This window comes from Niallia sp. FSL K6-0212 (assembly GCF_038007605.1).
In the GTDB taxonomy this organism is placed as follows: Bacteria; Bacillota; Bacilli; order Bacillales; family Cytobacillaceae; genus Niallia; species Niallia circulans.
The window spans coordinates 4,616,831-4,637,327 of record NZ_JBBOXL010000001.1 but is presented as its reverse complement, the minus strand read 5'-3'; the positions used below and the strand labels follow the sequence as shown (position 1 = coordinate 4,637,327).

Genomic DNA, 20,497 nt, shown 5'->3' with positions numbered 1-20,497 from the left:
GTATTCTCCTTAAAAGCCAAATTGACTTTCTAAAGTTAAAGGTCGATTTAATCGTGCTTGATCGATGATAAAAGTGATATGGATTAACCCATGAAGGCAACGATTTTTATTTTCTGGGTCTGTTTTACTACAGGAAAGCCTTACTTTAGAACCGGTAAAATCCCCGCTTCCCTCTAGAATTTGATTATTGATCGAAACAGAAGTAATCGCTTCGTTTTTAAGCTGGTGGTCAACAAATGCAATACTACTTACTTTTGCATTCTCTGGTTTTATTTTTTCTTTATCATAAGTATAAAAAGAAGAATTCTCTTTAGTATTCTTCTCAAATACAGTCTTTTCTGTATCATATAAGCTGATTTTTGAATCTCCTTCTATCGTTACATAGTCAAAAGGGATGCTATTAAAGGAGTTCATCATCATAGAAACGGCATAATCAGCATCATCTCGGATTTGTCCTTCTATCTGAATTTTATTATATAAGGATAAACCAGACTGAAAGACTCCATAGATGACTGGCAATACGATTGCAAGAATGGTGATGGCTGCCAATAGTTCATATAGTGTTATTCCTTTTTCATCGAAGATCCTCACTTTTGATGGCTCCCTCCATGGAAGTATTGTACTCTTTTTTGTTTACACTCCATGTGACAGTTACTGTTAAAGGAATGAAAAAATTGCTGTAATTTTTATCTAAAATAGGCTTAATAATTACATGATAATCAATATTATTAATTTTAATAGGTGTACAGGATGCTTGATTATCTTTGTCCCAGATTACTTTATACTCATTATTGCAGATGAATAATTCACCTGTTGTCTCCTTATTATGATCTATTCTATTTTTTATGCTGATAAAGGAGTCTTCTTGGGTAGTTTGTTCCATGTATGTCAAAGCATTTCTAGCAACATTTATACCAGCAGTTTTTTTCTGATTAAGATTCGTATAAGAATAAGCTTGAGTAAAAAAGTTCATTATACCTAAAATGATTATACTAAGGATAGTAAGAGACAATAAAACTTCTATTAATGTTAATCCTTTAGAACTAGATATCAGCTTTGGAATTTTCATATTTTTTCCCTGCTTTCAAAAATGCTATTCTTATTATACAATACTAAATAGCTATTATATGATGAAAAGTATCAAAAAAATAATACAAAAGTTTTAGATAATTTACAAAAAATGTCGTATGATTAGATAAATGGTTCGAAAAGAGGAGGTGTATGAATGACTGTATACATTTTGGCGCTTATGTCCTTAATTTTTGTTGTGCCTGTTTTGTATTTCTTGCCATTAGGACTTTCGAATCGAGGGAAATTTACTATTATTGGATTAGCGTTTTGTATTTCTGCGATCGGATTACTTTCAAGGGAGCTATTTTCTTTCTGGCAAAGTATTTTAATTATGCTATTATTCCTTATTAGTGCAAGCTATCTTTTGTTGAAAAATTGGTCAACAATACTTTTTGTCATGCCAGAAGACGTAGAAGATTCTGTTATAGAGAAAAGACAAGAACCACGAGAAACAAAGGATTTAAAAACTACTCAGAATGACGTAGAACTAGAAGAGGATATTATTCCCTTTGTTCCAGAGGTAAATCAAGAAGACATTTTAACAAATGAAGCAGCTATCATTCAAGAGGAAACAGTCGAAAGCATAGGCATGAATCTTGATGTGATGAAACATTTAGAAGTTGTTAAACAGGAAGAAGAATTTTTACTTTCCATAGAGGAAGAAGTTATCGATAGAGAAATAGATAAAGAAATAGATAAAGAAATAGATAAAGAAATAGATAAAGAAATAGATAAAGAACCAGTAGAGACGAACTATCTAGCTGAAATTGAAAAAATGCTGGAAGAAAACGATTCTTCCACTGCTATTAAAACAAGCGAGGGAATTGACGAAGAAGATCAAATAGAGGAAATCTTTTTTTCTATTGGTGAGGATGCTGAAGTTGCAGTGTCAGTGGAAAAGATGGAACAGGAACAGCTCTGGAATGATCTAGCGGATAATGCCATAACGGAAGAGGAGAAAACAATCCTATCAGAAAAAATGACTGCTATAAGTGAACATATAGAGGAAGTGCAGGAGGATTCTGCTGTTGAAATGATGGATGAACAAGCAGAACTTTCACTGGAACAAAGCCAAGAAAATCAAATTGGATTAGATGGTGATAAACACGAAAATGTGGTAAGTGGCTTAGCTCATAAGATTATCAACAATACTTTAGCACAATTAGAACTGTTGCAGAATGCCATGGATATGGAAGAATTCGAGACTGTATTAACTCAGTGTTTGAAGAAGCCTATTCCTTTAAATGAATATTTTGCTTATTCTGCTTTGTTAATTGATGTATATGTTCAAAATAAGGAAGAGGGTAAATTAGAAAATTTATTATATTCGCTTAGAGAAAAATTTATGGAACAACCGATTGTATTAGAACAAATTAAATTTATGGAAGAAAAGTATCTGAAAGTATAGGGGAGATAGATTATGAAAATTAGCACACAGTTAAAAGGTTTACCGATTATCAGCATCTCTAACGGACAACAAGAAGGAAATGTACAGTCTTTAATCATTAATCCAGAAAAAGGTTTTGTGGATTTTTTAACACTAGAGCAAGAAGAATGGCAAGAGAGTATTCAAGCAATCCCTTTTAAAAAGGTGATCGGTGTAGGGGAATATGCTGTAACAATCGAAAGTGCAAACTCTATCATTGATTTAACACAGATTCCTATTGCTAGTGAGCTGGCAAGCAAAAAAATCGCGATTATTGATACAAATGTTATTACTAGAAAAGGAGATCTTGTAGGTAAAGTGACAGAGTATCAAATTGACGAAGAGACAGGTGAAATCATTGGACTTGTTCTGGAGGATCGAGAATCAGTCATTTCATCCGATACTGTTATCACCTATGGTAAAGATATTATTATTGTGAAAGAAGAAGTAGCTGCACCTTATTCTGTTCAAGAAGAAGCTGTATCTTCAAATGACCACTTATTCCAAGGGTTGGAAGTAGTGGAGCGAGAAGATGAAGCTAGTCTTAATGGGTTAAAAGAAAAACAAAGAGAATTATTGCTCAATAAACAAGTAACAAAAGATATTTATGCAGCAGATGGTGAATTGATTGCTGCGGAGGGTTCTATATTAACACTAGAGGATATTGAGAAAGCGCAAAATGCGGGGCCAAGTGTAGTAATTGATCTATCCATGAGTGTTAATGCATAACAAAAGGAGTCATTACTTCATGAAAAACGTTCAAAGTGTAAAGCTATTTGTAGCTATGGTAGTTACAACTGCATTTATTTTTAGTTTTTCGCATTTTGGTGTAAATGCATATGAAAGGATTTTTTCGACCAAGGAAGGTTATGCGGAGGGAACAACTGTAGGTGGAGTAGATATTTCTGGAATGTCACTAGAAGAAGCTTTAAAAGTATTGAAGGATTCTCAAAAAGAATGGCTTCAATCAACCTCCATAAAATTAAAATATAAAGAAAAAACAGTAGATTTTGCTACTGATTTATTTACATTCCAATTCCAAGAAAGTTTAGAAAAGATACATCAGGGCACAGACAATTCATTGATTGTATCGTTAAATCAAGATGATTTAATCGGATTACTTTATTCGATATCTCCCTATCTCATAGAAGAAGATGTTTTTTCTGTGAATAAATGGAATGATTCTTTAATAGCGATAGCTTCACAGTTAGACAAAGGAAATCACGAACTTGCGCTTCAAGAATATCTAGTCAGCCAAAAGGAAGAAGAAGTAATCTTAACAGATACTACATTAGAAGTTAAGGAAAATAAGAAAAATGTCGCTAAATGGGTAAAGCAATTTCCGAGTATTAAAGTGGGTCAAGAAGAAACGGTCTCGTTGCTAGATATAATGGGAAAACAGACAGATTCTTATTCGGATACTACATTAAGTATGGTTGCGACAGCTCTTCATCAACTAGTTTTAACAACTAACTTTACTATTACAGAGCGGTTTATAAGTAATCAATTGCCCAACTATGCCCAATTAGGCTATGAAGCGAAAATCAATCAATCTAAAAAAATGGATTACCGGTTTTATAATCCTAATGCTGCTGCTTATCAGCTTCAATTCAAAATGTCTGGCAATAAATTATATGCGTCGATAGTGGGAGTTCCGTTTTTATTTAAATATGATGTCGTTCTCTCCGATCAGCAAGCATTTAAGCCTAAAACGGTTATCCGATTTGATTCTTTATTAGGGTTTAATGAATATAGGACCGTTTCAGAAGGAACAGATGGGCTTTTAATTAAAGTCTATCGTTTAGCCAAAAATGACGATGGAGTAGAAGTGAAAAAAGATTTAATGAGCGAAGACTTTTATCCTCCAATCAATAAAGTAGTTGCTTCTGGATTAATAAAAGAACAGGAAACAGTGATTGATACAGATAATGTCGAAGATTCACTCGATTTAAATGATCCTTCTGATTCTGAAGAAAACATCAAGGAGGAAGAGACGGATACCGATAATCCAACGACAGATAATCCTCCACAGACAGAATCGGATAATCAGCATGTAAAAGAAGATGAGGACAAGGAAGAGACTCCACAAGCAGTAATAGAAAAATAATAAGTATAGAAATCGGGAGCTAAAGCAATGAAACAAATAAGAAAGCGGTTAGGAGATTTGTTGGTGGAGGCTGGCTTGTTGACAGAAGATCAATTGCAGCAAGCACTTAAAGACAAGCATCCAGATCAAAGGCTTGGAGATAGTCTGCTTCAAAAGGGTTATATTACAGAACAACAATTGATCGAGGTATTAGAATTTCAATTAGGTATTCCACATGTTAGTTTGTATCGCTACCCTTTTGACCCAAAGTTATTTACGATCGTTTCAAAGGAAACAGCGAAAAGACAATTAATTATTCCGCTAAAAAAAGAAGGAGAAAAGTTATATGTGGCAATGGCTGATCCAATGGATTTTTATACAATAGATGATTTGCGCTTATCTACTGGTTTTCAAATTGAGACAGCTATTGCGACAAAAGATGATATTTTGCGTGCGATCAATAAATATTATGATATGGACGAAGGGTTTGAAGAGTTGCTGTCTGATAATGGAGCAGTTGGCGAAGATGTGAGCGATAGTATGGATGAACAACAAGATACGCCGATTGTCCGCTTAGTAAATCAGATATTATCGAATGCTGCTGCCCTAAAGGCAAGCGATATTCATGTGGACCCTCAAGAAACAAAAGTGGTAATCCGTTATCGGATTGATGGCGTATTGCGTATAGAAAGAGTTTTGCCAAAACATATGCAGAGTGTATTGATAGCACGGTTGAAAATTATGGCAAACTTGGATATTACAGAGCACCGCATCCCGCAGGATGGAAGAATGAAGTTTAATTTGGACTTTCATCCCATTGATCTCCGTGTTTCTACACTTCCGACTATTTATGGAGAAAAGATAGTTATGCGGATTTTGGATCTTGGAAGTACACTAAATGATTTAGATAAACTTGGTTTTAATAAAGTAAATTTGGCTAGATTTACAAATCTTATTGAGAAACCAACCGGGATCATACTTATTACAGGTCCTACAGGATCTGGTAAATCCTCCACACTCTATGCAGCACTAAACCGTTTAAACAGTGAAGAAGTCAATATTATTACAGTAGAGGATCCGGTAGAGTATCAATTAGAAGGAATTAACCAAATTCAGGTAAATACGAATGTAGGGATGACATTTGCAAAAGGATTACGAGCAATATTGCGTCAGGATCCTAATGTAATTATGGTTGGTGAGATACGAGATAAAGAAACAGCAGAGATAGCCGTGCGTGCTTCTTTAACTGGTCACCTTGTTTTTAGCACCTTGCATACAAATGATTCACTAGGCTCTGTTACAAGATTGTTAGACATGGGCGTAGAACCATTTTTAGTAGCTTCATCTGTAACAGGAATTGTAGCGCAGCGTCTTGTTCGTAAAGTTTGTAGAGACTGTGGACAAGTTCATGCTGCAACAGTAAGAGAAAAAGAAATCTTCGCAAAACGGGGGCTAACAATCGATAAAGTTGTTAGAGGAAAAGGGTGTGCTTCCTGTAATATGACGGGTTATAAAGGAAGGGTAGCTATTCATGAAGTGCTAGTTATCAATGATGAAATGAGAAAAGTCATTATGAATGGTGAATCTTTTTCTAGATTACGAGATCTTGCAATGAAAGCAAAAACTATCTTCCTAATTGATGATGGATTATTAAAGGTGAAGCAAGGAATTACGACTACAGAAGAAGTATTAAGAGTAGCTATCCCTGATTAGGAGGGACATTATTGAACCATAGTATTGATTACTTATTGAGAGTAGGCTTTGAATTAAAAGCTTCTGATATTCATCTTACAGTTGGTGTTCCTCCTGTTATGAGAATAAATGGAGATTTAAAGCGGTATGGGAAAAATAATTTAGAACCAAATGATACTGAGATAATGGCAAGAACAATGATTCCTGAGAAGTTATGGGAAGTATTCCAAGCTCGTGGTGAACTTGATTTCTCATACAGTTTAAAAGGAGTATCCAGATTTAGGGTTAATGTATATAAGCAAAGAGCATGCATTGCATTAGCTATTCGAGTTGTACCAACATCGATCCCTAGTCTAGATGATTTAAAGCTTCCTGCTATTATAAAGAAATTTGCTGAAAGGCCTCAGGGTCTTATTTTAATTACAGGACCAACAGGCAGTGGCAAGTCAACGACCTTAGCGGCGATGATTGCCTATATGAACGAAACTATGCGCAAGCATATTATCACATTGGAGGATCCGATTGAGTATTTGCATAAGCATGGAAAGTGTATTATTGATCAGCGGGAGGTTGGATTTGATACCAATAATTTTGCTAATGGCTTGCGAGCTTCTTTGCGCCAAGATCCGGATGTGATTCTTGTTGGGGAAATGCGTGATTTAGAAACAATTCAAACAGCCATTACAGCAGCGGAAACAGGTCATTTAGTACTAGGAACACTACATACATCAAGCGCTCCAGCAACCATTAACCGAATTATTGACGTTTTTCCGCCCGCACAGCAGGATCAAATTCGAATCCAGCTGGCTTCTGTTTTAGTAGGCATTGTAGCCCAACGACTATTCCCAACCCCAGATAAATCGGGAAGGGTTTCAGCAACAGAGATTCTTGTGAACAATTCAGCTGTAGCCAATTTGATTCGTAATGAAAAAATCCATCAGATTTTAAATATTATGCAAACCTCCAAAGCAGCTGGAATGCATACATTGGAAAGCAATGTAAAAGAATTAGTTCATGCTGGTGCTGTTTTAAGAGAGGCTGCACTTCCTTATCTACAAGAAAAGGAGCAATAAATATGGCTCGCTATAAATATACGGGAAGAGACCGAAAAGGAACAAAAAAAGGGATAATAACAGCTTCATCCAAAAGAGAAGCGATGGTGCAGTTAAAAGAGAAAGGGATTAAGATAACAGAAATAAATGAAGTTCCTGAAACTCTTTTAACAAAGGAAATCACATTTGGCAGTCCTGTAAAGCTACAAGACTTTGTCATTTATTTACGCCAGTTCGCTACCCTGATAAAAGCAGGGATATCAGTAGTGGATGCAACTGCGATACTTGCTGAGCAAACAGAAAGTAAGGCATTGCGTAAGGCTTTACTAGTGGTAGAACAAGATTTAAAGGATGGGAATCCTTTATCATCAGCAGCAGCGAAGCATAGAAAGGTTTTCTCCAGTATGTTTGTAAATATGATTCGTGCTGGAGAAGCTACAGGGAGTATGGATGAGACTTTAGAAAGATTAGCTAATCATTTTGAAAAACAGCATTACACAAAGCAAAAAATTATTTCAGCCCTAACTTATCCTATAGCGATTGCGATTATTGCTTTTATAGTTGTTATATTTTTATTGGTGAGTGTTGTACCAACGTTTGTGGATATGTTTGCTGATTTTGATAGTGAGTTACCCGCCATTACACAATTTGTTCTATCGGCAAGCAGCTTTATGCAAAAATTTTGGTGGCTTGTATCTTTGCTGTTGATTGCATTTATTATTGCTATCATGGTTATACGAAATAATAAAGCAGCGAAGTTTTATCTCGATTATTTTCTATTAAGAGTGCCGATTTTCGGAAAAATTCTGCAGAAAGCAGCGATTGCGAGAATGACACGCACACTTAGTTCACTATTTTCAAGCTCTGTTCCCATTTTACAGGCTATTTCGATAGTCGAAAGAGTTATTGAAAATGAAGTAATGGCCAAAGTCCTTGTTCAATCAAGAGGTGCGCTTGAACAAGGTCAGTCATTAACTGTGCCAATGAAAGCCCATTGGGTGTTTCCACCACTTGTGACGCAGATGATAGCAATAGGGGAAGAAACAGGATCATTAGATGAAATGCTTGCAAAGGTAGCTGACTTCTATGAAAAAGAAGTCGATACAGCAACTGATCGACTAAAGTCCTTGATTGAACCTATTATGATTGTTTTTCTTGCAAGCATTGTTGGGACAATCGTGTCATCTATCCTAATACCAATGTTTGAGATTTTTAACCATGTCCAATAATTTTTAGCCGATTCTATTAAAAAAAGATATAATAAAAACACATAATCTAGTATAATAGTAATGGATTTAAAACAAAATATACCAATTTTAAGGAGAAAGATATATGCGTCAATTAATTAAGCAACGAATCAAAAATGAAAAAGGGTTAACACTTATCGAGTTATTAGCAGTTATTGTTATTTTGGGGATTATTGCAGCGATTGCGATTCCTAGTATTTCAGGAATAATTCAAAAATCAAAAGAAGATGCGGTTAAGGCTGATGCGATTACAATCCTTAATGCAGCTAAAAACTATGTTGCGGGTAATGATATGGCAAAAGGCGGTACTATTAATGATGAGGAGCTCTCAAGTTATGTTAGTGGTGTAAATTTAGAGAAATTTGATAAGTATACTGTTACAGTAGGAGAAGGCGGGACAACTTTTGGTTTGAACGCTACTAATGTTGAGGCAGGAAAAATAAATATTACATTTACCAATGCTACAATTGAAAAAATTAATAATGCAAAGAAAGGTCAAATAGAAATTAAGTAAATAAGTTTAAAGTGAAGGTGTTAAAGTGATCTACCTACTAATCTTCCTATACGGCATAACCCTAGGCTCGTTCTACAATGTAGTAGGCTTAAGGGTGCCATTAAATGAATCGATTGTTAGGCCGAGATCTCATTGTTCAAGCTGCGGGCGCACGTTATCAGTGATGGAACTTGTACCAGTTTTAAGCTATGTATTATTAAGGGGGAAATCAAAATGCTGTAAAGCATCGATTTCCCCCTTCTATCCTATATTCGAGCTTATGACTGGTCTTCTCTTTGTCGTTAGTCCGCTTCTGCTTGGCTGGAGTTCTGAGCTGTTTGTATCCTGGACACTGATTTCTTTATTTATCATTATTACTGTTTCTGATTTGAAATATATGATTATCCCAGATAAAGTACTGCTGTTTTTTTCGATTGTTTTTATAATCGAACGATTCTTTCTCCCTTTGCATCCCTGGTGGAGTTCCTTGCTGGGGGCAGCGGTTGGTTTTACGCTTCTTCTAGTTATTGCGATTGTATCAAAAGGAGGAATGGGGGGAGGAGATATTAAGCTTTTTGCAGTAATTGGCTTGGTTTTAGGGGCTAAGCTAGTTCTTGTCTCCTTTTTTCTTTCTACCTTTCTGGGGACAATTGGAGGCATTGTCGGAATGGCTATTGGTAAATCAAAAAAGAAACAACCAATTCCTTTCGGTCCGTACATAGCCTTAGGAACTCTCATAACCTATTATTTTGGTAATCAAATTATTCAATGGTATTTAAGTATTTTTCATTAAATGGCTGATGCCTTTTTTGGGGAGCAATCTTTCTTCCTCCATCTAGTAACAATAAGGAGTTTTCAATATGGCATTAAATTTTAATTTTGGAAAAAATAAAGTAGTTAACTTAACCATAAAGGATCATGTAATTCGATTTGTGGAAATAAAGAATTCCCAAGATGTTGTAGTGCAAAATTTTGGAGAACGCTATTTGCCGCCTGGATTAATTCATGATGGAGTGATTCAGGATGTCGAGAATTTTTTATGGATTCTAGAAGAATGTGTGGATGAATGGAAACTATCAAAAAAACAAGTTCGTTTTCTAGTTCCTGACTCCTCTGTTGTCATTCGAAAGCTCCCTATTCCTGAAGATGTAAGCGAAGATGAAATTAAAGGGTACTTGTATATGGAACTCGGAACATCGATTCATTTGCCATTCGAGGATCCTGTATTTGATTATTATCTATTGAAAGGAAAAGAAAAGAATAAGCAGCAAATTATATTATTTGCTTCACCAGAAGAAAGTGTTGCCCAATATGCAGATTTACTAGAAGAGGCGAAATTATCGCCGCAATCTGCAGATGTATCCGCATTAGCTCTGTATCGCTATTTCTATCGCTCTGAAAAAGTCGAAGACAATGATATTATCATGTTAGTTGAAATTGATATTAAAACAGTGAACGCAAGTATTTTTGAAGAACATTATCCTTTATTGATGAGACATTTATTACAAGAAATGGAGGAAGACCACTGGACCGTTACGACAGAGAAGTCATCACAGCAAGAAAAGCTGACATTTACAGGTGATCATGCTGAAGTTTGGAATGGTCTTGAGGATGTTTATAAAGAATTAGAAAAAGTGATGAGCTTCTATCGATATACTTTAAATAAGGGCGACAAACTAGTAACAAAATTAGTAGTAACAGGAGATCATCCATGGCTTTCTGCCATTATTGAAAATATGGTGAATCGTTTTGAGATTCCTGTTCTTGAATTAAAAGTGAACCAATCAGATTCTAATAAGCCTATACCATCAAGTTTCCTTTTAAACATTGGTTTAGGATTAAAAGAGGTGTAAAAATGTTAGTAGAAATTAACCTCCTTCCTAAAAAAGAACGAAAGAGAAAGTCGCAATTGCTTTGGGTGATCCTAGCTTTCTTGATTACTTTTTTATTAATAGGCTTATTTATCTGGCAGTATATGACTAAAAAAGCTGAATTAGCGGCAACAGAAAATTCGTTAAAAATGACAACCAATCTGATTGATACATACAATCAGAGGTTAGAGAGCTACAAAAGTTCAGAGTCTGTCCAAAGCCTTGAATCAGCAATCAAGTGGGCGAATAATCACTCAGTGGATTATGTTCTATTTCTGCAGGAATTAACAAAGAATTTGCCGGAAAGAGGCTTTATTCAGGAATTAAAGGTATCTGATGATTATAAGACAAACATGATTGTCCAGTTTGATACTAAAAGTGATGCAGCCTATTATTTAAATTCTTTGCTTGAAATTAGCTGGATAGACGATGCGCTTTTAACGGAAGGAAAATCAACCGATGCACTTGAAAATAAAATTAGCGATCAAGTAGATCAAGCGATTGATAATTTAAAGCAATCAGAAGTGGAACCTCGCTATTTTGCAAGTTACGAATTTGTCCTAAATAAAGCAAAGCTGCGAGATGAAACCGAAAAGCAAAAAGACGAAAATGAAAAAGGGGAGGATTCCCCATGAGATTAAGCGATCATAAGCAAATGGTATGGTTTGCATTTAGCATTATTCTCCTAGCCTTAGGAGCGATATATAGTTATTATTGCTATTTAATGCCTTTAACCAATGAGCTGAACATGAAAAAAATGGAGCTGCAAATGACCGAGCAGCAAGCGGATATTTTGCAATCCAAACTAAAGTCGACTGGTTCAGAAACAAGTTCGAATACTATCGAGTTGCAGAAAAAGATACCGGTTAAACGGTTATTGGAACAGGCACTCCTTGAAATAGAAAAAGCAGAAATTATTTCTGATACGAATATATTAGAAATAAGTGTGAATGGATCCAACGCTGATGAAGAGGTTGCAAATGGAGAAGTTACTACAGCAGATAAAGCAATCGATGATGCAAATAAGGAAGAAAATAGGGAAGCAGATGAAAAGAAAAATACAGAAGAAATCGTCCTCCCAAATGGAATCCATCAAACAACAATCAATATGCTAGGAGAAGCATCTACTTATTTTGAACTAGAAAAATTTTTAGAAAAAATAGAATCCTCTCAGCGTATTATGACCGTTGATTCTTTAAATATTACTGGACCAAAAGAAATCATCGCCGTTGAAGAAAGTGATCAACAAATAGATTTTGAATTAACGGTGTCTGTATATTATTATCCTACTTTAAATGATTTAATAGAGGATCTTCCACAATTGGATACACCAAAGGTATCTGAAAGAAAGAACCCTTTTAATACTGGAACATTAGAAAATAGTAAAGATCAATAGAGGAAGTGAAAAAAGAAGGTGGGTCTAGCGATGCTAATAACTAGACTAAATAATAAGGGATTTACCTTAATGGAATTGCTTGCTGTAATTGTCGTACTCGGAATAATAGCCGCAATAGCGATTCCCTCTGTCTTAAAAGTAATAGGAGAAATGCGCGATCGAGCTTTTATCGCAAACGCATGGAATATGAAGGAAGCTGCTGATTTTTATATTAAAGAAGCGACAACTAGTGGAGCAGGTGCAAAGGAAAGAATCACTTACTTTGAACTTGTTGAAAATGGGTATATGGGAACGTTTAATGATCCAGATACAGACCGAGAGTTAGTTCCATCAGATAAAAGCTATGTAACCCTTCAAAATAACATAGCGATTGCTGTTTGTTTAAAAGGGGAAAATCGAAAGCTTTGTACAGAAGAAGAGGGAGTAGATCAAGCAATACAATATAAGGATCTTTCTCCAAGTCAAATTGTGTCTAACAACAACTGAATTTGACGAAATCATTCTATAACAAGACGACAAAAGTCTTGTTATTTTTTTTTGCTTGTATGATAGGATAAACGAAATAAATGGAAATGGGGGTAGGACGAGTGAATGAAAAACCGGAGAATCGCAAAACGATAACGATTAAGATCAACGGAAAAGACCGTCCATTCCAAAATAAGGACAATGAGGACACAGTAGAGCGGAGTGAACCTTCTGTTTTTTATAAGGACCAAAAGAGCGAAGGGAAAAAACAGGATATTTTTAGAGAAGAGTCTGCGGCTGGACAAGAAGCTGAATTTGAGGAAAGTTTTGATTGGATTTTGCCCGCACCAGAGGAAATTCCAGCAAAAAATAAAGAAAAAAGTATGTTTAGCTTTCAATCGTCTGTAAATAAAAAGGACAAGCAGCCATTAACAAAAGGCAAAAAGGAGAAAGAGGGAAAGAAAAAGCGGTTGCCAAAGGAAGTAATTGCCTCTATTTTCTTTGCTGTTTTTTTTGCTGTCATCTTAGGCACTAGCTTTGGATTTATTTTATTAAACATGGTAAACAATGATCAAAGCAGCACTACAAATGGAAAAATAACAGCTTCGGCCAATGATTCTTCCAATACAACTAAAGGTGGACAAGCCGTGTCGGTAACAGAAAGTGCAACCAAACCGGATATTACTACATATGTCCTTCAAAAGGGAGTTTTCTCTAATGAAGAGCGTGCGAAAAGCGAGCAGCAGAAGCTGACAGATGCAGGGAAGAAGAGTCAAATTCTTCCCATAGATAAGCAGCAGTTTCTACTAGTTGGTGTTGTGAGTAATTTGGAGGATGCGAAAGCATGGCAGAAACAAGTAAAAGATACTTATGCAAAAGAGATGGTATTTAGTGGAAATGAAGTGAAAAATGTATCGAAAGAAGAGAAGGAGGTTATTGAAGGATCGTCCGCTATCTATTCTGCCATTCTGGAAATGGTAACAAGTGTTCAATTTAATCACTCTATTGCAACGGAGGATAAAAATAAGTTAGAGAAGGCACTCTCTCTTGTAGAAGAGAAAAAAACAGCCAAGTTGGCCAATGAAAAAGTTAAAAAAATGGCAGCCTATCTTTCCGAAGGTGGTGAGCTTACCATAAAATTAAAAGAAAAGAGCAGCGAGAACGAAATAGCGGAAATTCACCAGAAATTGCTAGACTACTTAGCTGTATATGTCTCACTATAAGGGAGTAGGGGAGCACATCGTCTATTAAGCGGTGGCTCCTTTCTTTTTGTAGAGGAGTTTATGGGGGAATGCTACCACACCCATACAGCTTCGAACTATTAACTAGAGTAAAGATTATCTGTCTAAATACAACTTAAAAGGCAAAAATATCTTTTATATTAATTGTATAAATATTTCTACAAATTTCGTCATATTACATTTTATTTACTATTATATAAAAATTTCCGTTTCAAAATTGTGTATCGGCGAATTCTTTGATAGGATTAATCTGTATCTCACAATTTGAAATAGTAGGTAGGTGTTATCATGTTAAAGCAAACCCTCATATTGGCCTCTTCTTCTCCTCGACGAAAAGAGCTCCTTGAAGAACTCCAAATACCATTTGTAATATCCAGTAGTAATGTAGATGAAAGTTTCAATCCTTCTATTTCTCCTAATGAAATTGTCATGGAATTAGCGAGACGAAAGGTTGAAGCAATTTATGCCGATGAACAGTATCCATTTATATTAGGTGCTGATACGGTAGTATATCTTAATGGTGCGATATTAGGCAAGCCTGCTTCGCCTGAAGAGGCGTTTCGCATGTTAAGGGAACTTTCTGGCAAAACGCATTCTGTCTACACTGGTGTCGCCATTATGGCAAATGGAATATGTTCCACTTTTTATGAAAAAACAGACGTGTTATTTTGGGAATTAACAGATGATGAAATACACGATTACTTAGACACCGGGGAACCATTTGATAAAGCAGGTGCGTATGGAATTCAAGGAGTAGGCAGAACGCTCGTAAAAGAAATAAAAGGAGATTATTTCACCGTAGTCGGTCTTCCGATTTCTCGAACGGTACGCGAATTGAAAGCGAAAGGCTTCAATATGCCTAAATAAATCAAAGGTCCCTTATTCTTTTCTTCCCAAAAACCAATGATAGGGAGGAACTTAGAAAGAATGGATTCGCTATTAATAAGAGATTTTCCGAATGATGAACGACCAAGAGAACGTTTTGTGAAACAGGGACCAGAAAGTTTAGCAAATCATGAGCTGCTTGCTATCTTGATTCAAACAGGTTCCAAAAATGAATCCGTATTAACATTAGCGAACAAACTTTTAGTCCATTTTGATGGACTTCGCTTGTTGAAGGATGCAAGTCTTGATGAGTTAAAAGAAATGAAAGGAATTGGAACGGCAAAAGCAATTCAATTGATGGCAGCAATTGAATTGGGGCGGCGCGTTTCCAATTTAGAATTTACCGATCGATATTGTATTCGGTCACCAGAGGATGCTGCCAAATATATGATGAATGAAATGAGATTTCTAACTCAGGAGCATTTCGTCTGTTTATATTTAAACACCAAGAATCAAGTTATGCATAAGCAAGTCGTTTTTATTGGTAGTTTAAATGCTAGTATCGTCCACCCAAGAGAAGTATACAAAGAAGCATTTAGAAGATCTGCAGCTTCTATCATTTGTCTCCACAATCATCCATCCGGCGATCCGTCCCCCAGCAGAGAGGATATTGAAGTGACAAAAAGATTAGTGGAATGCGGAAAAATAATTGGGATTGATCTGCTAGATCATATCATAATTGGGGAAAATAAATTTATCAGCTTAAAAGAAAAAGGGTATGTATGATACTGTTCTTTTTTGTAGAAATAAGCTATAATATAATTTATGATTTTTTGGCTATTTATGTCTAAACATGACAAAATATAGATAAGTAACAATTAAAGGAAATTACAAAGAGGAGAACATCTACCTACTTTATAATATTGCATTAGTTTCAGAAAGGGAGATACATTTATGTTAGGTTTTGGAACAAGAGATCTTGGAATTGATTTAGGAACAGCGAATACGCTAGTTTATGTAAAAGGCAAAGGAATAGTACTAAGAGAACCGTCAGTTGTCGCACTACAAACTGATACAAAGAGCATTGTAGCGGTTGGTAACGATGCGAAGAATATGATTGGTAGAACACCAGGAAATGTTGTTGCACTTCGTCCGATGAAGGATGGTGTAATTGCAGATTATGAAACAACAGCAACGATGATGAAATACTACATTAAGCAAGCAACAAAGAATAAGGGCTATTTTTCTGGCAAACCGTATGTAATGGTTTGTGTACCATCAGGCATTACAGCTGTAGAAGAAAGAGCGGTAATTGATGCAACACGTCAAGCTGGTGCGAGAGATGCCTATACGATTGAAGAGCCTTTTGCTGCTGCTATTGGTGCTAATCTTCCTGTATGGGAGCCAACTGGTAGTATGGTTGTTGATATCGGTGGTGGTACAACAGAGGTAGCTATTATTTCCCTTGGTGGAATTGTTACTAGTCAATCTATTCGGATTGCTGGTGATGAGATGGATGACGCAATTGTTAATTATATTCGTAAAACGTATAATTTGATGATTGGAGAAAGAACTTCTGAAAGCATTAAAGTGGAAATTGGCAGTGCTGGAAATCCAGATCAAATTGAAAACATGGATATTCGCGGAAGAGACTTATTAACTGGTCTTCCAAAAACAATCAAAATTACTGCAGATGAAATTTCAAAAGCGTTAAAAGATACAGTTGCTGCAATTGTTGATGCAGTCAAAGTAACATTAGAAAAAACGCCTCCAGAACTAGCTGCAGATATTATGGATCGTGGTATTGTTCTAACAGGTGGTGGAGCATTGCTTCGTAATCTTGATAAAGTTATCAGTGAAGAGACAAAAATGCCTGTTGTTATAGCAGAAGATCCATTGGATTGTGTAGCTATCGGAACTGGTAAAGCTTTAGACCATATTCATTTATTCAAAAATAAAGCAAAAGATTCACGATAATTTTAGTAGAGGTGTAGAAGCATGCCACAGTTTTTTATGAATAAACGCTTGATTATTTTGCTTGTTAGCATCATTATTCTCGTGGCATTAATAGGGTTTTCATTAAGTAATCGAAATAAACTAACCTGGCCGGAACAATTCGTAAAGGACACTACCGGCTGGGTTCAAACCCTTGTATCTAGACCTGCCCAATATGTGGTGGGTTTTGTTGATAATGTCCAATCCTTGCAAGATACATATAAAGAGAATAAAGAATTAAAGGCAAAGCTAGAGGAAAATGCTCAGCTTAAATATCAGGTTCAAGGTCTCAAAAAAGATGTACAGTCATTACAGGAAACGTTGGAAGAAAAAGAGTCATTAAGTGACTATACAATTATGAAAGCAACGGTAATTCGGAGAAATCCTTCTCAATGGACAGAACTAGTTACCATCAATCGAGGAGAAAATGACGGCGTAGAGAAAAATATGGCTGTTATCACTTCTGCTGGATTAATAGGGAAAATAAAGTCAGTAGCACCTAATACTGCAACTGTACAGCTGCTTAGTTCTGAAGATCCAGCTAATCGCATTTCTGCTTTTATTCAGTCAAAAGAGGATGATAAAAAGAAGAAAGAAAAATCCGAAGTTTTTGGGATTATTGCTGATTATGATAAAGAAACAAAGCAATTAATTATGACTTGGGAAGAAGCTCCTAATGGGTTGAAAGTGAAAAAAGGTCAGCTTGTTACAACCTCAGGAATGGGTGGGGTCTTTCCAAAAGGGTTAGCTATTGGTACAGTTGATAAAGTAGAGCCAGATGAAAATGGACTGCAGAAAAAAGTATATATTAAGCCGGCAGCGGACTTCTATGATATTGAGCATGTGATGGTGGTAGACAGGGCAGCATTATCTCCTAAAGAGGAAGACCAATGAGAAAAGTTTTAATTGGCTGTTTAATTTCCTTTATGTTTATTTTTGAGAGTGTTTTTCTTGAGTTGCTCCCTACAGATCCTTTTGGTAAAAATTGGATTTTTGTCCCATACTTTTTGCTCATTACTATCCTTTTCTTTTCTGTTTATGGTAATAGAAATGTTGGTGTCATATATGGCTTTGTTTTTGGGCTGCTTTTTGATATTGTTTATACAGAAATTTTAGGTATCTATTTTTTTACTTTCCCTTTTATCATTTATATTTTTAATAAATTGATGAAAATTTTTCATAGTAATATTGTTGTTGTATCTGTGATGAATTTACTCGCTGTTTCGGCACTGGAAATGATTGTGTATCAAATGATAAAAGTGATAAATTTGACAACGATTGATTTTGCGAGTTTCCTTCATTTACGGCTTCTGCCGTCTTTAGGATTAAATCTTATTTTTATCATCATTGTCGCTTATCCTTATAAACGTTTATTTGAGAAGTATGCAGCAGAGTTAAAAGAATGATATAGTTAGAATGCATGATAATAAATTTCAGATTGGACATTAAGTTGTCAACAATCTGAAATTTATTTGATTAGTGACTATTTGTCTTTTGTTCTTTTTGAGAAGAAATATATTTAGCTCGAAAAGGAATTTTAAAAGCGTTTGTCGAATGATATAAAAAGGAATTAGAAATAAAGGTCTAAAGTCCTTACTCTTATATCATAGTGTTGATGAAAGACACTTGTTTAAAAAGTGAACGGAGAAGTAAAACATTATTTTTGCATGTTGAAACAGCATTTATGAAAAGCAGTAAATGCTTTAAGTTAAAGTGCCAACCATCTATCAAATGAAATTGTTGGATCGATTAGGAAACAAGTATCATCTAATAGGCAGCATGATACTTATTTAGAATCGATAACCCTTCTTTATTTGATAAGGATGTTTGCGCTTTTTTATGCAAAGTGAGATTTATAAGTATAACGATATCCGAGCATTTGCGTCTTATATCTAAGGAACGATAGACTATTAGTATTGTTTGATAAAATAGATGTATTATGTCCATAGGTCCGTGCAGGATAAAGAGACGCTTACGCTTTTCTTACAGAGGTGAACAACTTGAAATGAAAAAAAGGCAACTAGTAACAATTAAAGGAACAAAAAATGGGCTGGGTTTGCATCTATATGATAATTGTTCGTACGAGGATTTACTAAAGGAATTACAGTATAAATTGAATGAGAGCTCCAGTCTACATAATGAAAATCGAGACATAAAAGTGACAGTAGAGCTTGGAAATAGATATGTAACAGATGAACAAAAAGAAACCATTGTTCATCTCATTCAGGAAAAACAAAACCTAACTGTTCAATCGATTAATAGTAATTTAGTGACAAAGAAAGAAGCGGAGAACTGGCTAAAACAAAATGAATTGAAATCGATAACCAGTATTGTGCGCTCTGGTCAAGTTTTAGAGGTGCCCGGTGATTTATTATTAATTGGAGATGTGAATCCAGGTGGAAAGGTAATCGCCGGCGGCAACATCTATATTATGGGACAGTTAAAAGGAATAGCTCATGCTGGATATAATGGGAAGGATGACGCGGTCATTGCTGCATCCGTTATGAAACCGACACAAATTCGGATTAGTCGTTTTATTGAGAGAGAGGTTGGAAATACCTTATCTGAAAAAACAAGAGAAATGGAATGTGCGTATGTGAATGACAATGTCATTAAGATTGATAGATTACAAGTACTACCACATTTAAGACCGAATTTGCTGAAATTGGAAGGAGGATATTAAGATGGGAGAGGCAATTGTTATAACATCAGGTAAAGGTGGAGTTGGAAAAACGACCACTTCTGCAAACATTGGAACAGCACTTGCGTTACAAGGGAAAAAAGTTTGTTTAATAGATACAGATATTGGCTTGCGAAATCTTGATGTCGTGATGGGATTAGAAAATCGTATCATTTATGATTTAGTAGATGTGGTGGAGGAAAGATGTAAAATTCATCAAGCGCTTGTGAAAGATAAACGTTTTGATGATCTATTATATTTATTACCTGCTGCGCAAACAAGTGATAAAACGGCTGTACGACCAAATCAAATGAGAGAATTAGTTCTCCGCTTAAAGCAAGATTATGATTATATCATCATTGATTGTCCTGCAGGAATTGAACAGGGGTATCAAAATGCAGTCGCTGGCGCGGATAAAGCCATTGTGGTTACGACTCCTGAAGTATCTTCTGTTAGAGATGCTGATAGAGTAATTGGATTATTGGAAAAAGAAGAGCAGATGGAACCTCCAATGCTTGTTATCAATAGAATTAGAAATCATATGGTAAAAAATGGCGATATGTTAGATATTGATGAAGTAACCAGCCATCTCTCCATTGATTTATTAGGAATTGTTGCAGATGATGATGCGGTTATAAGAGCTTCTAACAACGGGGAGCCGATTGCTTTAAACCCAAATAGTAAATCTGCGATTGCCTACCGAAATATCGCAAGAAGAATTTTAGGAGAAACGGTTCCTTTGCAGCAATTAGAAGAAGAATCCAAAGGCGTGCTTGCAAAAATTAAGACGTTCTTTGGTGCTAAATAAGTATAAAGATAGTAAATTTATACATGTTTAAATAAGTCGGTTGCGAAACAACTATCTGTTGATAAGCGATAATCGTAATAGCTGGCCCTGTAAAGAGATAAATTGATTCATGCGTAATCAATTTATTTCTTTACAGGGTTTTTTAAATC

General features: G+C 35.5%; 22 protein-coding genes. 20 read left to right on the top strand and 2 right to left on the bottom strand.

The window, feature by feature from the left end:
• Nucleotides 1-9: 9 nt before the first annotated feature.
• Both MHH96_RS22475 and MHH96_RS22470 read right to left on the bottom strand, forming a co-directional pair.
• Complete coding sequence (locus MHH96_RS22475) at nucleotides 10-591, bottom strand: type II secretion system protein (protein ID WP_047943582.1); 582 nt, start codon at nucleotides 589-591, stop codon at nucleotides 10-12.
• Nucleotides 575-1,069, bottom strand: a complete 495-nt coding sequence (locus MHH96_RS22470; protein WP_061801238.1) for a type IV pilus modification PilV family protein — start codon at nucleotides 1,067-1,069, stop codon at nucleotides 575-577. Before MHH96_RS22470 ends, MHH96_RS22475 begins: the two co-directional genes overlap by 17 nt.
• Nucleotides 1,070-1,225: 156 nt before the next feature.
• Here MHH96_RS22470 and MHH96_RS22465 point away from each other — a divergent pair, with 156 nt between their 5' ends.
• From MHH96_RS22465 to minD, 20 genes are all read left to right on the top strand, one after another.
• The gene (locus MHH96_RS22465; RefSeq protein ID WP_341118035.1) at nucleotides 1,226-2,479 is read left to right on the top strand and encodes a hypothetical protein; all 1,254 of its coding nucleotides are present in this window, start codon (nucleotides 1,226-1,228) and stop codon (nucleotides 2,477-2,479) included.
• Between the two features lie 12 nt (nucleotides 2,480-2,491).
• Entirely contained in the window at nucleotides 2,492-3,226 is a 735-nt protein-coding gene (locus MHH96_RS22460; RefSeq protein WP_095258080.1) for a PRC-barrel domain-containing protein, read from the top strand.
• A gap of 19 nt (nucleotides 3,227-3,245) precedes the next feature.
• A complete protein-coding gene (locus MHH96_RS22455; RefSeq protein ID WP_172865360.1) occupies nucleotides 3,246-4,604 on the top strand; it encodes a VanW family protein in 1,359 nt (452 codons plus the stop codon).
• 27 nt (nucleotides 4,605-4,631) lie between these two features.
• The gene (locus MHH96_RS22450; RefSeq protein ID WP_095258082.1) at nucleotides 4,632-6,296 is read left to right on the top strand and encodes a GspE/PulE family protein; all 1,665 of its coding nucleotides are present in this window, start codon (nucleotides 4,632-4,634) and stop codon (nucleotides 6,294-6,296) included.
• Between the two features lie 11 nt (nucleotides 6,297-6,307).
• The gene (locus MHH96_RS22445; RefSeq protein WP_095258083.1) at nucleotides 6,308-7,348 is read left to right on the top strand and encodes a type IV pilus twitching motility protein PilT; all 1,041 of its coding nucleotides are present in this window, start codon (nucleotides 6,308-6,310) and stop codon (nucleotides 7,346-7,348) included.
• A 2-nt stretch (nucleotides 7,349-7,350) separates the two neighbouring features.
• Nucleotides 7,351-8,556, top strand: coding sequence for a type II secretion system F family protein (locus tag MHH96_RS22440; RefSeq protein WP_144580359.1), 1,206 nt, complete (start codon nucleotides 7,351-7,353; stop codon nucleotides 8,554-8,556).
• Nucleotides 8,557-8,659: 103 nt separating this feature from the next.
• A complete protein-coding gene (locus MHH96_RS22435; protein ID WP_095258084.1) occupies nucleotides 8,660-9,088 on the top strand; it encodes a prepilin-type N-terminal cleavage/methylation domain-containing protein in 429 nt (142 codons plus the stop codon).
• Nucleotides 9,089-9,113: 25 nt separating this feature from the next.
• A complete protein-coding gene (locus MHH96_RS22430) occupies nucleotides 9,114-9,860 on the top strand; it encodes a prepilin peptidase (protein ID WP_144546483.1) in 747 nt (248 codons plus the stop codon).
• Between the two features lie 67 nt (nucleotides 9,861-9,927).
• Nucleotides 9,928-10,920 carry a type IV pilus biogenesis protein PilM gene (gene pilM / locus MHH96_RS22425; RefSeq protein ID WP_047943592.1) on the top strand — a complete coding sequence of 331 codons (993 nt, stop codon included), beginning with the start codon at nucleotides 9,928-9,930 and terminating at the stop codon, nucleotides 10,918-10,920.
• Between the two features lie 2 nt (nucleotides 10,921-10,922).
• Nucleotides 10,923-11,573 carry a fimbrial assembly protein gene (locus tag MHH96_RS22420; protein WP_144546485.1) on the top strand — a complete coding sequence of 217 codons (651 nt, stop codon included), beginning with the start codon at nucleotides 10,923-10,925 and terminating at the stop codon, nucleotides 11,571-11,573.
• Nucleotides 11,570-12,334: a pilus assembly protein PilO gene (locus tag MHH96_RS22415; RefSeq protein ID WP_144546487.1), complete on the top strand. Its 765-nt coding sequence runs from the start codon at nucleotides 11,570-11,572 to the stop codon at nucleotides 12,332-12,334. The genes MHH96_RS22420 and MHH96_RS22415 overlap by 4 nt, the downstream gene beginning before the upstream one ends.
• 30 nt (nucleotides 12,335-12,364) lie before the next feature.
• A complete protein-coding gene (locus MHH96_RS22410; RefSeq protein ID WP_251687517.1) occupies nucleotides 12,365-12,820 on the top strand; it encodes a type II secretion system protein in 456 nt (151 codons plus the stop codon).
• A 101-nt stretch (nucleotides 12,821-12,921) separates the two neighbouring features.
• Complete coding sequence (locus MHH96_RS22405) at nucleotides 12,922-14,022, top strand: SPOR domain-containing protein (RefSeq protein WP_186325703.1); 1,101 nt, start codon at nucleotides 12,922-12,924, stop codon at nucleotides 14,020-14,022.
• 306 nt (nucleotides 14,023-14,328) lie between these two features.
• Entirely contained in the window at nucleotides 14,329-14,907 is a 579-nt protein-coding gene (locus tag MHH96_RS22400; protein WP_061801229.1) for a Maf family protein, read from the top strand.
• 60 nt (nucleotides 14,908-14,967) lie between these two features.
• The gene (gene radC / locus MHH96_RS22395; protein WP_095322620.1) at nucleotides 14,968-15,651 is read left to right on the top strand and encodes a RadC family protein; all 684 of its coding nucleotides are present in this window, start codon (nucleotides 14,968-14,970) and stop codon (nucleotides 15,649-15,651) included.
• 168 nt (nucleotides 15,652-15,819) lie between these two features.
• On the top strand, nucleotides 15,820-16,842 hold the full coding sequence (locus MHH96_RS22390; protein ID WP_047943598.1) for a rod shape-determining protein: 1,023 nt from the start codon (nucleotides 15,820-15,822) through the stop codon (nucleotides 16,840-16,842).
• Between the two features lie 21 nt (nucleotides 16,843-16,863).
• The gene (gene mreC, locus MHH96_RS22385; protein ID WP_047943599.1) at nucleotides 16,864-17,754 is read left to right on the top strand and encodes a rod shape-determining protein MreC; all 891 of its coding nucleotides are present in this window, start codon (nucleotides 16,864-16,866) and stop codon (nucleotides 17,752-17,754) included.
• Nucleotides 17,751-18,266: a rod shape-determining protein MreD gene (mreD, locus tag MHH96_RS22380; RefSeq protein ID WP_047943600.1), complete on the top strand. Its 516-nt coding sequence runs from the start codon at nucleotides 17,751-17,753 to the stop codon at nucleotides 18,264-18,266. The genes mreC and mreD overlap by 4 nt, the downstream gene beginning before the upstream one ends.
• 599 nt (nucleotides 18,267-18,865) lie before the next feature.
• Complete coding sequence (gene minC, locus MHH96_RS22375) at nucleotides 18,866-19,543, top strand: septum site-determining protein MinC (protein WP_047943601.1); 678 nt, start codon at nucleotides 18,866-18,868, stop codon at nucleotides 19,541-19,543.
• A 1-nt stretch (nucleotide 19,544) separates the two neighbouring features.
• Nucleotides 19,545-20,348: a septum site-determining protein MinD gene (gene minD, locus MHH96_RS22370; RefSeq protein ID WP_144546497.1), complete on the top strand. Its 804-nt coding sequence runs from the start codon at nucleotides 19,545-19,547 to the stop codon at nucleotides 20,346-20,348.
• The last annotated feature ends 149 nt before the right edge of the window (nucleotides 20,349-20,497 follow it).